18 protein-coding genes and 1 pseudogene are annotated in these 15,574 nt (G+C 40.4%); 3 read left to right on the forward strand and 16 right to left on the reverse strand.

What is annotated here, in order from left to right:
* Positions 1-187: 187 nt before the first annotated feature.
* From EXZ60_RS17450 to EXZ60_RS17470, 4 genes are all read right to left on the reverse strand, one after another.
* Complete coding sequence (locus EXZ60_RS17450) at positions 188-502, reverse strand: DNA-binding transcriptional regulator (protein WP_017049537.1); 315 nt, start codon at positions 500-502, stop codon at positions 188-190.
* Complete coding sequence (locus EXZ60_RS17455) at positions 489-821, reverse strand: type II toxin-antitoxin system RelE/ParE family toxin (protein WP_206629769.1); 333 nt, start codon at positions 819-821, stop codon at positions 489-491. Before EXZ60_RS17455 ends, EXZ60_RS17450 begins: the two co-directional genes overlap by 14 nt.
* A 246-nt stretch (positions 822-1,067) precedes the next feature.
* Entirely contained in the window at positions 1,068-1,358 is a 291-nt protein-coding gene (locus tag EXZ60_RS17465) for a YkgJ family cysteine cluster protein (RefSeq protein ID WP_080536237.1), read from the reverse strand.
* A gap of 727 nt (positions 1,359-2,085) precedes the next feature.
* Complete coding sequence (locus EXZ60_RS17470; protein ID WP_017048303.1) at positions 2,086-2,595, reverse strand: ATPase AAA; 510 nt, start codon at positions 2,593-2,595, stop codon at positions 2,086-2,088.
* 237 nt (positions 2,596-2,832) lie between these two features.
* Here EXZ60_RS17470 and EXZ60_RS17475 point away from each other — a divergent pair, with 237 nt between their 5' ends.
* Complete coding sequence (locus EXZ60_RS17475) at positions 2,833-3,165, forward strand: PBPRA1643 family SWIM/SEC-C metal-binding motif protein (protein WP_088733592.1); 333 nt, start codon at positions 2,833-2,835, stop codon at positions 3,163-3,165.
* 207 nt (positions 3,166-3,372) lie between these two features.
* On the opposite strand, the gene EXZ60_RS17485 is transcribed toward EXZ60_RS17475, so the two are convergent.
* From EXZ60_RS17485 to EXZ60_RS17570, 11 genes are all read right to left on the reverse strand, one after another.
* Positions 3,373-3,807, reverse strand: coding sequence for a GNAT family N-acetyltransferase (locus EXZ60_RS17485; RefSeq protein ID WP_094165684.1), 435 nt, complete (start codon positions 3,805-3,807; stop codon positions 3,373-3,375).
* A gap of 150 nt (positions 3,808-3,957) precedes the next feature.
* Complete coding sequence (locus EXZ60_RS17490) at positions 3,958-4,353, reverse strand: DUF3465 domain-containing protein (protein WP_277436059.1); 396 nt, start codon at positions 4,351-4,353, stop codon at positions 3,958-3,960.
* A gap of 584 nt (positions 4,354-4,937) precedes the next feature.
* Positions 4,938-5,333, reverse strand: coding sequence for a hypothetical protein (locus tag EXZ60_RS17495; RefSeq protein ID WP_176312570.1), 396 nt, complete (start codon positions 5,331-5,333; stop codon positions 4,938-4,940).
* 755 nt (positions 5,334-6,088) lie between these two features.
* Positions 6,089-6,370, reverse strand: coding sequence for a hypothetical protein (locus tag EXZ60_RS17500; RefSeq protein WP_170895745.1), 282 nt, complete (start codon positions 6,368-6,370; stop codon positions 6,089-6,091).
* A 165-nt stretch (positions 6,371-6,535) separates the two neighbouring features.
* Positions 6,536-6,940, reverse strand: a complete 405-nt coding sequence (locus EXZ60_RS17510) for a DUF1801 domain-containing protein (protein WP_088733275.1) — start codon at positions 6,938-6,940, stop codon at positions 6,536-6,538.
* Positions 6,941-7,075: 135 nt separating this feature from the next.
* On the reverse strand, positions 7,076-8,533 hold the full coding sequence (locus tag EXZ60_RS17520; RefSeq protein ID WP_277436060.1) for a caspase family protein: 1,458 nt from the start codon (positions 8,531-8,533) through the stop codon (positions 7,076-7,078).
* A gap of 685 nt (positions 8,534-9,218) precedes the next feature.
* Complete coding sequence (locus EXZ60_RS17530) at positions 9,219-9,992, reverse strand: aminoglycoside phosphotransferase family protein (protein WP_194568680.1); 774 nt, start codon at positions 9,990-9,992, stop codon at positions 9,219-9,221.
* Positions 9,993-10,133: 141 nt separating this feature from the next.
* The gene (locus EXZ60_RS17540; RefSeq protein WP_277436061.1) at positions 10,134-11,192 is read right to left on the reverse strand and encodes a hypothetical protein; all 1,059 of its coding nucleotides are present in this window, start codon (positions 11,190-11,192) and stop codon (positions 10,134-10,136) included.
* Positions 11,193-11,854: 662 nt separating this feature from the next.
* The gene (locus EXZ60_RS17550) at positions 11,855-12,511 is read right to left on the reverse strand and encodes a hypothetical protein (RefSeq protein ID WP_277436062.1); all 657 of its coding nucleotides are present in this window, start codon (positions 12,509-12,511) and stop codon (positions 11,855-11,857) included.
* A 134-nt stretch (positions 12,512-12,645) separates the two neighbouring features.
* Positions 12,646-12,993, reverse strand: coding sequence for a hypothetical protein (locus EXZ60_RS17560; RefSeq protein WP_062865863.1), 348 nt, complete (start codon positions 12,991-12,993; stop codon positions 12,646-12,648).
* Between the two features lie 616 nt (positions 12,994-13,609).
* The gene (locus EXZ60_RS17570; protein ID WP_277436063.1) at positions 13,610-14,254 is read right to left on the reverse strand and encodes a hypothetical protein; all 645 of its coding nucleotides are present in this window, start codon (positions 14,252-14,254) and stop codon (positions 13,610-13,612) included.
* A 292-nt stretch (positions 14,255-14,546) separates the two neighbouring features.
* Between EXZ60_RS17570 and EXZ60_RS17575 the strand changes: the two genes are divergently transcribed.
* On the forward strand, positions 14,547-14,819 hold the full coding sequence (locus EXZ60_RS17575) for a DUF1778 domain-containing protein (protein ID WP_042987886.1): 273 nt from the start codon (positions 14,547-14,549) through the stop codon (positions 14,817-14,819).
* Positions 14,816-15,313, forward strand: a complete 498-nt coding sequence (locus tag EXZ60_RS17580; protein WP_277436064.1) for a GNAT family N-acetyltransferase — start codon at positions 14,816-14,818, stop codon at positions 15,311-15,313. The genes EXZ60_RS17575 and EXZ60_RS17580 overlap by 4 nt, the downstream gene beginning before the upstream one ends.
* Positions 15,314-15,458: 145 nt before the next feature.
* Here the strand turns inward: EXZ60_RS17580 and EXZ60_RS17585 are convergent.
* Positions 15,459-15,574, reverse strand: a pseudogene (locus EXZ60_RS17585) (VOC family protein); the annotation flags it as partial.

Genomic DNA, 15,574 nt, shown 5'->3' on the forward strand with positions numbered 1-15,574 from the left:
AAACAGCGGTAATCCCACCAAGTAAAGTTGCAATCGCTAAAACTATTTCCATTTACGCCTCATTGATGCCTAACGCCCTGTTAAGGTGTGAGCAACGCAATACCGATGCCGCCGCATACCACCTTAACCACTAAACACAACGCATAGTAAAAATGCCACGCGTTGCGAATCACTCTTAAACAGTTTGTTATAGCTCAGCGATGTGCGACAGGGTTTCTGGGTGACGCTGAACCAACTTTAGAAGGGTTACTGCTTGTCCATTTGGTGCGCTACGCCCTTGTTCCCAGTTTTCTAACGTACGAGATGATGTATGCAACAAACGAGCAAACACACCACGAGACATATTAAACTGCTCTCGAATACTCACGATTTCATCAGGTGAGATATTTAACTCACTGATGTCGTTAACTTGATGAGTTTTAAGGGTAAGCTTGCCCTCTGAATGCTCTTTAGCCTCAACAAGTGCTGAACTTAACTCTGCAAATAAATCACGATTGCTCATTACGCCACGCCTCCATAAAAGCCTTTAGTTGTTTCTTTTGGTCTGCGGTTAAGTCGGACATTTCATTCTTGCCGTATATCGTCAGCAAGTAAAAACGACGCTTTTCATCGAGGAAGTAATAGATAACGCGAGAACCACCACGCTTGCCCTTACCTTTACTTGCAACTCGAACCTTTCGCAAACCACCTGTACCTTGAATCACGTCTCCCTGCTTCGGGTTAGACATTAACTCAGCTTGAAAAAGCCTAAACTCATCATCGCTGAGGTATTCATTACGGTACTTTTCAAATATGGTTGATTCGACAAATACACTTTTCATACGCAAAGTATACGCAAGTAACGTACAGATAGCAAAACTATACGTGATTAACGTAGCTATAATTTTTGGAGCAGAAAATCTGACCTGAGCTATAACGCCCGGTTAAGGGGCAGCCAACGCCACAACCAAGCTTACGCATAACACCGTAACCACAAAAACCAACGCATAATAAAAATGCCACGCGTTGGCTGTCCCTCTTGAACCGTTTGTTATGGCTAACAACTCACTGATTTATTGGGTAAAACTTTAGAAAAGGTCTATCCGTTCATCTCGACATTCGTAAGAGCCCATTTCGAATTCTCGACAAATCCAAGGGCGATTTTCGTAAATTGTGCACATGAACGTTTCACGATCTAGAGCTGAACACCAACCATCTGACAAACGCAGCATCGTTTCTCCACCCCATTCATCAAATGCGATGTGCTGCTCTGGTACACCTGTATCGGTAATGATCATAACCTCCAAACGGCAACAACAAGCATGGCAGTTTGAGCAGGATATTTCCGGATTTGATACATTTTTAATTGGGATTGTCATCGAGTTCTTCAGCAAGTTTAATCGCAGAATAGTACTCCAATTTAAACCAATTTACCGACATTAATGATGAACTCAACTTGATAGCCATAACGCCCGGCTAAGGGGTTGACAACGCACTGCCGAACTCAAAAAACACACCGTAAACACTGAACTGCAATTTTGCACTAAAGTCGCCAAGCGTTGGCAATCCCTCTTGAGCCGTTTGTTATGCAAATTCAATGAGATAAACTGAATTTACACGACCAAAAGCCACAATTGCAATGGTTGAGTGATTCAAGAATCAACCCAAGCAAGAACTGTGATAAATGAGCAGCCAAAACAAAGTCCACCTTTCAGCACCAAACCAAGCTTTTGTGTCAGGAAAACTCAACGAGCGAAAACTTCAGCAAGTACAAAATGCTCGATAAACTTGCCCTTTCCACACTTTGTGCCCACTGAATTTACAACGCGCCAACGCTAAAACTCATTGAGGCAAACAAAGAACCTTGCCTGTTTTACGGCTTGAGTAAACCACGAATTTTAGGGTAAAAATGCTCATTTGCCGACAACACAAAACGAATGGCCGGAGAAATCCCACAAGATTGAACCCCTAATTTTACCTGAGTTGCATAACGCCCGGCTAAGGGGTTGACAACGCACCACCGAACTTAAAAAACACACCGTAAACACTGAACTTCAATTTTGCCCTAAAGTCGCCAAGCGTTGGCAATCCCTCTTGAGCCGTTTGTTAGCATGCTGTTCCCGCTGCAAAAGAACCAACCTGCAAACGTGATGTAAAACGCACTTTAGTACCAGAAAAATTGCTGAAAAGATAATCATGGAACTGTCTTGAAGTTTTTGATGTACGAATCGAATATTCAGACGCCCAAGTCAGTAGTTCTTTGAAATTTTTATCGGCTTCTACTACATCAAGTTGCTTTGAACTTTCTGAACCACGAGCAAGTAACGAAGCCTTACATACTGCCCAATTTAGATCCAAAAACAACAAAGTGTCCGCATGTGGGATCAACTCTTCTATTAAAGCACCAAATACACCTTCAACAATCCAAGATGGATCCATACTCAATTTTACCAGTTCACTTTTTATCGTTTCAGGAGAGCGTTTCTGGTTATAGCCACCAGGTTCCCAAACAACTGAATCCAAGTGAACTTCTTTTAGTCTAAGTCTCTTTGATAACTGTCCTGACAACCAACTTTTACCTGAACCAGAGTTTCCGATGATAAGGATTTTTTTCATGCTACCTCTGCATGCTAACGCCCGGCTAAGGGGTTGACAACGCACCGCCGGACTTAAAAAACACACTTAAACACTGAACTTCAATTTTGCACTAAAATCGCCAAGCGTTGGCAATCCCTCTTGAGCCGTTTGTTATACCGTGATCCGATGCACATTGTAGGAACTTCTTTATCAATTGCCATAGTGCCGTATAATCGCGGCCAAATTACACCACAACAATCCATCAGTGAGTTGCAAATGTCCAAACTATTTTTCAAAGGTCGAATCGATGCTAGACAAAACCACGTCATTTCAGGCTACAACGTAAACCGTGATGTAAAAGCAGGCACTGACGAGGCTCCAATCAATGTTGTCGTCCCAACCGAGGCTCGTAAAGCAGAGATAGAAATATTACTTTCTAAGCACTCAATAGTGGCTGATATTGTCATTGACTCAAAGCAACCAGAGAACACTGTTGAGCTTGATACGCTATTAAACAAACCTAAAACGATTACCTATGACAAAACACCAAACCGTAATGAACCGTGCATTTGCGGAAGCGGGAAAAAGTACAAAAAGTGCTGTGCTTAAACCCTCGATAATTACGTCCAAAGCCGTCTTCTGACGGTTTTTTTATAAACTAGAAACTATACGATGCTCTGCGCGTAAGTTAAAACGGTATAACGCCCGCTTAAGGGGCTGACAACGCTACTACCAAGTTTCCGCATAACACCGTAACCACAAAAACCAACGCATAATAAAAATGCCACGCGTTGGAAGTCCCTCTTGAAGCGTTTGTTATGTGTTTGAACTTAAAGGGATCTCCATTTCAATCAACCCTTTGACTTCAGATGTTCTAACGAAGCCTTTGGACTCATACAGGCTGATTGCTGGGTTTTCACTAAACACACGCAAAACTAGCTTAATGGATTGTCTTTTAAGCGCATGTTTAACAACTAGTTCGAGACACTTTGCCCCAATTCCTCTGCCCTGAAACTCAGGCAAAATTTGAAAGTCCCTCAAGAAGGTAGTATCGCCACTATAGCTAAAACGGAGAACACCAACACGAGCTTGGTCTAGATGGACTTCGTAATTATCTAATTCTTCCCAACTACTTAGAAACTGATTGTGATCCCAGATTATTCCACGAGTTTGATAGTAACTTGCCATATTTGACTCGGTTAAAGATTCTGCGAATAAGGAGTCACTACCTACTTTTAGCTGTACTTCCATGCATTTTCCTCTGGTTACACATAACGCCCGGCTAAGGGGTTGACGACGCACCGCCGAACTCAAAAAACACACCGTAAACACTGAACTTCAATTTTGCACTAAAATCGCCAAGCGTTGGCAATCCCTCTTGAGCCGTTTGTTATGTGAATTTTACTCGTACGTCTTGTCGTTGTGCTTTAACCAACCTTGCGGGTGTTTATTGTTTGGATCCTTGTGCGTCCAGTGCATGACACCACCTTTTTTGTTCCATTCATATTCACCGTAAAACTGGACTCGATCGCCAACTTTTAGATTTGGAACCCTAGGAGCTAAATCAATATTGTGAGCAACAAGTAAAGTTTGTTTACTGTCCAGTTTCAATATGAATTTTTGATGCCTACTCCCTTCGTTGTCATCAGGTAATAAGCGAATAACTGTACCTGAGCCCTGAACTTGAATATCACTTTGATGATTTTCATACGCATTTTTTAACTGATGATCATTAGCTTGAGCACCAATCGAAGCTAGACAAAAGACGGCTATAAATATAGCGATTAACTTCTTCATATACTCAATTTCTCCAATTCACATAACGCCCGGCTAAGGGGTTGACAACGCACCACCAAACTTAAAAAACACACCGTAAACTCTGAACTTCAATTTTGCACTAAAACCGCCACGCGTTGGCAATCCCTCTTGAGCCGTTTGTTAGGCCAACCAATTGACACCTGCACTTTCAAAACTAAAGAACGAGCTTTTTTGTAAACTTGAAACCAACTAACCGATTCATTTATAAACTAAAATTTCAAATCAACAAAGAAACAAAAAACTCAAATTGAGCGGTTTGGAAGAAAAGTGACGAGCGTAGCATGCTCGGCGGACGTTTGGATGCTGAAGGTTATTTTGCCGCTAAACTCACAACGAAAAACAACTCAACGCGATCAAGAAACAACAAATATGTGATGATTATTTATTGCTTAACTTAAGCTAGAAAACATGGCATTTACCGTTCAATTTCAACTCGATTTAGCTGATAAAAACTCACTTTGCCTAACGCCGCATTAAGGTGTGAGCAGCGCTTGCCTATACTTTGAGCGAAGCGAAAACGGCAAGCGTTGTGAATCACTCTTAAATGCTTTGTTAGCAACCATTTACAACGGTTCACTAAATACCGACGTAAGAACTGTATGACTTGTCCGACGCATAGTAAAGCAGCGAAATAGTCCAGTTTGTTTTAATTCATTAAACAAGCCTTGATCGCTAATTGAAAAGACATGTTGAATACTTCTTTGACTGTCATCTTGATTAAAGCCTCGATTAAGAGACTCAAGAATTATTTCTTTAAGTGCTTGGTCTAAGTGCTTAGGTGAGCCATATTTATAAATTTCGTGTGCCCCTCCGATGTGCTTCAAAGTTCGGCTTTTCCCAATCCCATTTTCACCAAATAGCACTAAAGGCTGCATATCACTACTTCGAATTGCTTTTGCTAATAATTCTATATCTTTTCGAAACTCTAGTTCACTTATAAACTTAATTGATTGTGTCACTTAAATTTTCCTCATATGTAGATTGATGGTTGCTAACGCCCAATTAAGTGGTGAACAACGCACTGGCCAAGCCGCTGCATTGCACCGTAAAGCACTTTACCTGACGCATAGTAAAACTGCCACGCGTTGAGAATCCACTTGAATTGCTTGTTATGTGAATGTAACCGTAAATTCAAAGTAAACCACCGTAGAAAGGAAGAGATTTGAATAAGTTACGTGCAAAAACGATGCTTACCAAAACCTAAATTTCACAGCGATCTTAGCCAAAGAGAGCCACTTACAGAATCGACAACAAAGAAAGCGCCCTTTCAGCAACTGCTAAATTTTTTGCGTCACCAGATTTTCAGAGCTGAATGCCAGCAAGTAAATCAGTCAAAAAAGCATTTCAATTAAAGCGATTTGAAACCTACAGAACTCAACACAAACCAGATCCAAAACTTAATTGAGGCAACCCAAGAACCTTGAAAACGATAAATCTCAGGTTGTTCAAGAATCCATTTCGAGCAAGCCAACTTGCCGAAAAAACGGAACGAATTCTCAATAAAATCGTAGAATTAACCTCAAAAACTCATCCAACACATAACGCCCGGCTAAGGGGTTGACAACGCACCACCGAACTTAAAAAACACACCGTAAACACTGAACTTCAATTTTGCACTAAAGTCGCCACGCGTTGGCAATCCCTCTTGAGCCGTTTGTTATATTTTCATTCTCTACGCTAACGTGACCGACTGTTTAGGATTGCCGAAAAACCATTAACAAACTGATATTTCTTGCTTTTCCAAAACTGTAGCAGCTTCCGCACGCTCAATGATTTTTAGCAATACAGATTGAATCGCTTCGTCTTCGCGGGCATCTTTGTCACTTGTAAAACGTTGTATTTGGGGATCAGCATTTTCTTCAGGTAAAAAGGTGATAACGACTTCGGTCGCTAAGTCCGTCGTTTTACCGAAATACTCTAATGATATTTGCGGATAACCTTTGAAACCTCTTTGTACTCGTTTCAATATGCGTTTTTTCGCTTTATCCACGTTCATCATGAATCCTTTAGGTTGCTGAACTTAAAAAAATATAACGCCCGCTTAAGGGGCAGCCAACGCTACTACCAACTTACTGCATAACACCGTAACCACAAAAACCAATGCATAGTAAAAATGCCACGCGTTGGCTGTCCCTCTTGAAGCGTTTGTTATGTGAATTTTTCACACGCCCAAAAGAGGCAGGTTTTTACGCTGATGATAGGTTAAAGCTAACTCTAGACAGGACTTGATGACCGTTTCTGGTAGCGGTTTAGATAAGGTCAGGACTATTGCTCTATTTCCCTGAAACACCAACTCGTCACCATACAACTCCCGAAATGTATCGACTAGCTTAGTTTGGCAATTAAAGAATAGGTAATAATTATTAGGAGACTTAAGCTTCCAGTCCATTCTTAACGGACTGCCCGTTTTTACACTGTAGCTTGGCTCACCCCATTTTAGAGTTTCATCGACTTCACCCAGTTCCAACTCAGATGCGACTTGAAAGACTAAATTTCGCAGCTCTTCTAACCTAACACGAGCATTTTCCGGATACTCATCAAACCGATCTTTGACTACCTTGTCCATTGGAATCTCCTATTCACATAACGCCCTGCTAAGGGGTGAGCAACGCAATACCGATGCTTCCGCACACCATCTTAATCACTAAATTTAACGCATGGTGAAAATGCCACGCGTTGCGAATCCCTCTTAAGCAGTTTGTTAACTGCGTTTTAACGTATGCCTATAGGGCACTTTTAACTTCGAGGCGGTATCGATCGTGATATTGGACTGTAAAGAAATATACTTCTCTGGAATCATCATTTCTTTTGAGATCTTGTCAAGAAAAGAATCATAACGCATTGAATCATAAATAACTTTTCCATCAAAAGAATAATCTTCCCAACCATCCTCCCCCTCTAAAATACTATCACCATCAAAATATACATCCGTTATCACAATTGAATCGTCTACACCTTGTGTTGTAGCCAATTCAATCGCAATGTCTCCTGTTGGTTTACCAGGAATAACATAAAAATGTTGGTTGAAAGGTAATAATAATTCTGAAATAAATTCAAAAGCGGGCTTATAATCTGGATATACATCTAATGCAAATAAATCGTTGAACATTGCTACTTTAAAGGACTCTCTAAACTCCCCTTTGGAGTTAAAAAACACTTCAAACAGCATTCCTTCCAAAATTGAGCATTGCTTATCTATGCCAACACCAACTAATTTATTACGGAAATCATCTACGTATGAAACCGCTGAGCGAGATCCGCCACAAGCTGCTTGATATAGATTACGCCCCAAAACAAATAAACTATCAGCATCTGATATATTTATTATCGATGCATTCAACTTGTTAACGGCTGGGTTTTGAACGTACCAATCGTAAGATTTAAGGTCAGAGATTGTTGTATGAATCTGATTACTTTTATCTAGAGTGAATAGATTGTCTGATATGGAAAATTTATTGTATTTATTTATTTTATTACCCAAACTCAAATTAAAATAGTATTCACCAGTAAGCGATGTATGCTCCCAAGACGTCTGCGTTCCTTTAGTAATAACAGATAAAGTATTTCTTACTTTTTTAAATACATCTTCAATAGGAATATCTGGTTTAGTTATATGTTTAAGCAAAGACTCAGTATAAGCACCATTATTTCCCGCTCCATCAGAAGCTGTTTCACCCGGCGAAGTGGAATAGGCAATTAATGTTCCTTTTGGCGCAAACATTGGTGCCAAAGATTTGGCACTTGCTGATCGTGTCCATGCACTCTCACAAGGGTTATCTCTGCATGCATCAAGAATGATAAGGTTTGTTTTGTTTGAACATGAATCCATCGTCTCAATGAGCCTATTCAAAGGGTATGATGTATACCTTACGGCTGACTCATCAATAAAAGATGAATTTATCGCAGTAATATAGTTTTCACCATCAATTTGAATGCCGTGACCAGCAAAGTAAAATAAACCTACATCATTACTATTTAGACCATCGCGAAAAGAGGATATAGCACGATCAAGCTCTTCAATTGTACAATCGACATGCTTGATAGTTGAGAAGCCCAATTTTTCAAGAACTTCTGCAATATCATTGGCGTCATTCACCGCATTTTTAAGTTTAGTATTCCCATTTTGATAGTCTCCATTTCCGACTATCAATGCTGTCATTTTTCTATTCATGATATTTGTAATCTCAAAATTATTGAAAAGCAGTTAACGCCCGGCTAAGGGGTTGACAACGCACCGCCGAACTTAAAAAACACACTGTAAACACTGAACTTTAATTTTGCACTAAAGTCGCCACGCGTTGGCAATCCCTCTTGAGCTGTTTGTTATGCAAATTCAATAAGATAAACCGACTTTACACGACCAAAAGCCACAATTGCAATGGTTGAGTGATTCAAGAATCAACCCAAGTAGGAGCCGAGATAAATAAGCCGCCAAAACAAAGTCCACCGTTCAACAACAAACCAAGCTTTTGAATGAGACAAACTCAACAAGCAAGACTTTCAGCAAGTACAAAATGCTCGATAAACTTGCCCTTTCCACACTTTGCGCCCACAAGATTCACAACACGCCAACGCTAAAACTGATTGAGGCAAACAAAGAACCTTGCCTGTTTTACGGTTTGAGTGAACCACGAATCTAAGGGTAAAAGTGCTCATTTGCCGACAACACAAAACGAATGGCCGGAGAAATCCTAAAAGATTAAACCCCTAAATTTACCTGAGTTGCATAACGCCCGGTTAAGGGGCAACCAACGCCACTACCAAGCTTCCGCATAACACCGTAACCACAAAAACCAACGCATAGTAAAAATGCCACGCGTTGGTTGTCCCTCTTGAACCGTTTGTTAGTTGCACAATGCACACTGAATTTTTTGTTTATTTTCAGTCACATACTCTATGTCATTTAAATAAGCTTGAAGATGACCTTTTTCTATGTTTTCAGCAAAGGATTCATTGCCCTTTTCGGCTTCGTTACGCATGAAAGATACTAAAGCCTGTAATCGCTGAACCATAGCATCGGCTAATTGCTCTCTTTCTGATTCAGTTGCGCCGTAACTGTCACAGAACAACTTAGCTCTAGCCACCTGCTCTGAGATTGTGCCCAGCTTGTCATTGCTGTCGGTTTTGAAAGGAGACCAGCAATAAACTGAATATGCCAGATCCCATATTCTAGGTGCTGGGTGCGCTGTATCGAAGTCGAACACACCTACAACTGTATTTTCTAACAGGGCAACATTGTATGGGGTAAAGTCACCATGACAGATAACCTCAAATGGTTCTCTCGGGTCTAACATCCATCGGTGTGCATTGACATCGAGTTGCTCCAAGAGTGAAGCTGTTGAGTCATGTATTTTCCGTAGTAATTTACCCGCTGAAATGAGTGCTTCATTTGCTGCGATTGCGCCAACTAGCGGATAATTATAGGTATTACCTGCGACAAAACTTAGGATTTCTTGGTCTTGATTTACACCAAGAAATTTTGGACTTTCATCTACCTTTGTTCGCTCCAAGTGCTTCAAAATAAGATGAATTGTAGAACTCCATGATTGAAGAGGTCGGTAGACAACTTCACCATCTCGATATATTGCTGACTTTCTTCCACCGGATAATTCTTCCACGATACCTCCCTGTACAACTAACGCCCTGTTAAGGGGTGAGCAACGCAATACAAAAGTCACCGCATACCACCTTAAACACTAAAATCAACGCATGGTAAAAATACCACGCGTTGCGAATCCCACTTGAACAGTTTGTTATATTTATGGGCTAAATGAAGTACCAGAATCATTTTTTCTGTCTTTTTCTAATTCCTGCTTATGGATAAGGTATTGGTCATATGCTTCCTGATACTTTAACTTTGCATCTTCATCAATAGATAAAGAGAACACACTAGCTAACTCATCTTCTTGAATGTTGCTAAGGATTGCTCGAAGAGCCGAACCGCGATCTTTAAAAGTTATGTAATTAGTAGTATTTACCATCACATCTAAAAGGAAAGCCGATAAGGATAATACATCGTCTACAGCACTTGTTTTCTTAGGTTCACCATGCACTGCTATATCTTTGACATTTTTAACAGCTGGAACTCTCGGGTTAGAATTTGTTTTTTGAGTACTGCAATTATAAAAAATATAAACTGAATTTAAATTTTTAGCTTGCAGCACACGAAACTGATAGCCAGTATTTTCATTGTACTGTGATATATCAGCTTCCACCGTAGTCACTCTTTTAGCTTGAAAGTAAATTGGGCATATTTTTAGGTCATCATTATCATCTTTCCATTCAAGTAATAATGCAAAATCTGCCCCAGTGACTTTTTCTCGATTCTGAACTTGCAGCTCAACCTCACTCAAATTGATGTGTGTTCCATCAAGACATAAGTGTTCTTCGTACTTCTCCTGAACCTTAGATGCACAATGATCAATATTAGCAGTTAGCTTACCTGTCAATGAAGTCTCTGTTCTAGGTGTTTTACATTGCTCAATTAGCTTTAATTCAGCATTTTGCAAAGATTGATACATCGCCCAAATACCAAAGCCTTTCATCGATGTCGGATTTGAAAGGAATAGAAAGTGGTATTGCTTAAAGTCTGCATTGTCTCTAGACAACATAACAAGAGCAGCTTGTCCGTTACTGCGAGAAATACTAAAGCAGGAATTAAATACTTGTCTGGTTTTATCCCACCATTTCGGATATTGATTGTATGTGTCGCTAATCGCTGAAGAGCAAATGTTTTTCTCAAAATCATTGACTACACTAAGTCGTTCATCAGCACTTTCCATCATTGTGAAAGAGCTTCCATCAAAGTATTTTTTCATATGTCCTCGTAATAAATATAACGCCCGGCTAAGGGGTTGGCAACGCACCGCCGAACTCAAAAAACACACTGTAAACACTGAACTTCAATTTTGCACTAAAGCCGCCAAGCGTTGGTAATCCCTCTTGAGCCGTTTGTTATGCAAATTCAATGAGATAAACTGAATTTACACAACCAAAAGCCACAATTGCAATGGTTGAGTGATTCAAGAACCACCCCAAACAAGAACTGTGATAAATGAGCCGCCAAAACAAAGTCCACCTTTCAACAACAAACCAAGCTTTTGAATGAGACAAACTCAACAAGCAAGACTTTCAGCAAATGCGAAATGCTCGAAAAACTTGCCCTTTCTACACTTTGCGCCCGCAAAACTAACAACGCGCCAACGCTAAAACTGATTGAGGCAAACAAAGAACCTTGCCTGTTTTACGGTTTGAGTTAACCACGAATTTTAGGGTAACAATGCTCATTTGCCGACGGCACAAAACGAATGGCCGGAGAAATCTAAAAAGATTGAACCCCTAACTTTACCTGAGTTGCATAACGCCCTGTTAAGGGGTGAGCAACGCAATACCGAAGCCGCTGCATTCCACCTGAAACACTAAAACCAACGCATAGTAAAAATGCCACGCGTTGCGAATCCCTCTTGAACAGTTTGTTATATCAATACTGAAGTATATAGGACTTTGCTGACGGTATTTTGAATGAACCTAATGGATGAAGTTTAAGAAATTTTAAACATGATGAATGTATACTTCCTCTTTTCTTTAGCGAAAGATTGACAATGTCGAAGCAGACATGACCTTTCTCTGCATGACGCTCCCAGTACAAAGGTTGATATCCATTTGTATCTAAACCATCATTTTTGTTGAAAGTTAACAATATATCTGTTCGTGTATATTTTTTTTGTTTTAATGCTAAATGTATATGATATCCAAACTCATGATTTTCACTATCTAGCTGACCGTTTTTTAAACTAGGAATTTTAACTATCGAGTGCAGTATTCCAGCGCTCGAATAATGACGAGCTGGTTCACTAAACCTCAGTGCGAGTGTATACCCCCTACATTTCTTAACACATATAGTTTGGTAATATCTCATCTGAAATAAATCTATCAGTACGTATTTTAAGTCACTTTCCAGCTCATCAGATTTTTGATACTCAATAACTAATGTTTCTATAGCTTCAGATAATTTATGACTGAAAGGAAGAGAACTGAAGATTCTATCCCCCGAACTAACAAAGTCAATGTCGTCTATTCCAAACCGGTCTTTCAAGTAATCCTTACTTTCAGGTCTTAAATATAGATACGTTTTCATTAAAGTCTCCATTGATATAACGCCCAATTAAGGGGTGAGCCACGCGACCACGACACCCAATTTGGATGCCGTAAACACTAAACCTGACTCAAACCCAAAATGCCAAGCGTGGGGAATCCCTCTTAAATTGTTTGTTATGCGCTTGCTCCGCGACTTAGTCTATCTATAACAGAGCGTAATTTGGTCACTTTAAGCTCTGTGAGTATCACTATAACGAAACTAAACACAGACATTGTTACTAGGGCAAAGTCTAAAAAACTACCACCACCAGTTTGATTGATGCCATACAAGCCAAACAGCAGAAAGAAACTGGCTAATATCGATAAAACCGTATCATTTGTTTTAATTTTGTACTCATCGGCAGCTATATCCTTGCTTATTGATACAACATTTGAAAGCCCTTCGAGCCTCACTACAATTTTCCCATTTTTAACTTTGGCATTAAAACCATCTCTCTGTAATGAGCTTACTAAATCATCCATAATTGTTGTCTCCATTTCTATTTTGGCGCATAACGCCCGGCTAAGGGGTTAACAACGCACTGCCGAACTCAAAAAACACACCGTAAACACTGAGCTTCAATTTTGTACTAAAGTCGCCAAGCGTTGGCAATCCCTCTTGAGCCGTTTGTTAGGCCAACCGATTGACACCGACACTTTCAAAACTAAAGAACGAACTTTTTTATAAACTTAAAACCAACTAACCGATTCATTTATAAACCAAAATGCTGAATCAGCAAAGAAACAAAAAAACTCAAATTGAGCGATTTGGAAGAAAAGTGACGAGCGTAGCATTCTCGGCGGACGTTTGGATGCTGAAGATTATTTTGCCGCTAAATTCACAACGAAAAGCAACCCAACACGATCAAGAAACAACAAATATGTGATGACGATTTATTGCTTAAGTCCAGCCATGAGAACATGGAATTCACCGTTCAATTCAAACCCGATTTAGCTGATAAAAACTCACTTTGCCTAACGCCATGTTAAGGTGTGAGCAACGCAATACCGATGCTCCCGCATGCCACCTTAAACACTAAACGCAACGCATAGCAAAAATGCCACGCGTTGCGAATCACTCTTAAACAGATTGTTATGTTTATTTTTTATCAGTGATCGCACTGATTGCTTTGATCATGAAGCGCTTCGAATACAAAGGTGACTCATAGCGTGCAGGCGTCACTTTAACAGCAGAAGTAATTAGGTCTTCTATAGCTTTTGCTAGTCCCTCTTCTTTGTACGCTATTGAGTGATCATTATTATCATACGGTAGGGCTGGATTTGACGTGATACATGGGACTGTTGGGTGTCCAATTTCGGCAAGGTACACATGGAAAGCACCTTTAGGAATTGCCATGCCAAACTCTCGCCAAGCGTACTTCTTGCCCCAGTAGTAACCATCTGACGCTTTATGCGTTACACGAGTATCATTCTTTTCCTTGTTTACCGCATGTTTACCTTGAGCCTCTTGTTGTGCAAATAAGAAGCTCAACATAGGATTAACACCTTGGTTCTTAGCAACGCAGGACAGGTCGACAATTTTGTTTCCTTTATCGTCAATATAGAAACCAATGCTATAGTGCTCACCTTGCTCTAGCTCGTGAGTTTCGTTGGCAATAAAGCTATACAGCGTATCGGTATTTTCAGGTGTAAATGTGTGAGTAAATTTACCATCTCCGTTTGGAGTAATTTTGTAGTTACTTACGATCAGGTCTTGAATTGTATTTAGTTCTCTTGATTTCATCGAAACATTTCCAATAATGCAAATAGACACAATGCATATGTGGTCATATTTGTTTTTTTCAAGTGCTTAGATAAACATAACGCCCGCCTAAGGGGCTGGCAACGCATAACAACAAAACTCAAACACAACAACCGAAACCACCGCGGCTCAATGGGACTGGAAACGCCACGCGTTGACAGTCCCTCTTGAGGCGTTTGTTAGTTTGCGTGCCAAAGTGACACAGAGATTGCTTCTTGAACATTTTAACGCCATAATGCCCATGTGACAGTTTGACACAACAGGAGATAAAACCATGGCAACGACTTTGCCTCGCATCACCGCTAGAGTTGATGTCGATACTCAAGATTTACTCACTAAGGCTGCTGCTCTTGCTGGCATGTCTAGTATTAACTCATTTGTTTTGAATGCGGCAATCGAAAAAGCAAAACAAGTCATTGAACGTGAGCAAGCTCTAAAGCTTAGCCAAGCTGATACCGTATTGCTGATGGAAGCTCTTGATAATCCAGCGGTAGCAAATGCAAAACTCAAATTGGCATCCGAACGTTATGAGAGCAAAACTCAATGATGAATACGGTACTTCTCGATAAAGATAAGCACGATAGGAACCGTTTCAATTGTGGCATTGAAGCCCTCAACAATTACTTAAAAGTAATGGCGAGTCAGCAAGCCAAAAAAGACAACACCAGAACCTTCGTTTTGGAAGATGACAATAACAGTGCTTATATCATCGGCTTTTACACTCTGACTATGACGCCCATTGATTTGAAAGCCTTGCCCGACAAGTTACAAAAGAAGCACCAATCCTCAACCTCTGGAGGGCTCATTGCTCGTTTAGCTGTCGACGATAGATACAAAGGAAAAGGTTTTGGTGAGTGGCTACTCATTGACGCTCTCAGAAAGCTACTCGCAGCCAGTGACAGCGTAGCGTTCCCTGTTGTCATTGTTGATGCCAAAAATGGTGCAAAACATTTCTATGAGCGCTATGGGTTTCAAGCGTTTCAAGATGCCGAAAACAAACTCTTCATCACCATTGCTGATATCAGAGCAAGCTTAGGCTAGTTATCCACTACCTTTAGCAAACTAACGCCCGGCTAAGGGGTTGACAACGCATTGCCGAACTCAAAAAACACACCGTAATCACTGAACTTCAATTTTGTACTAAAGTCGCCAAGCGTTGGCAATCCCTCTTGAGCCGTTTGTTATGCTACCTTTTTGCCATTGGATGGCTTGGATTCAATTGAAGAAGATCCCACAAGTTTCCATACAAGTCTTCAAACACTGCTACCGTTCCATAGTCTTCTTCTGTTGGCTCGCGGACGA

The sequence above is a fragment of the Vibrio sp. 1151_11 genome (assembly GCF_029478525.1).
GTDB classification, from domain to species: domain Bacteria; phylum Pseudomonadota; class Gammaproteobacteria; order Enterobacterales; family Vibrionaceae; genus Vibrio; species Vibrio anguillarum.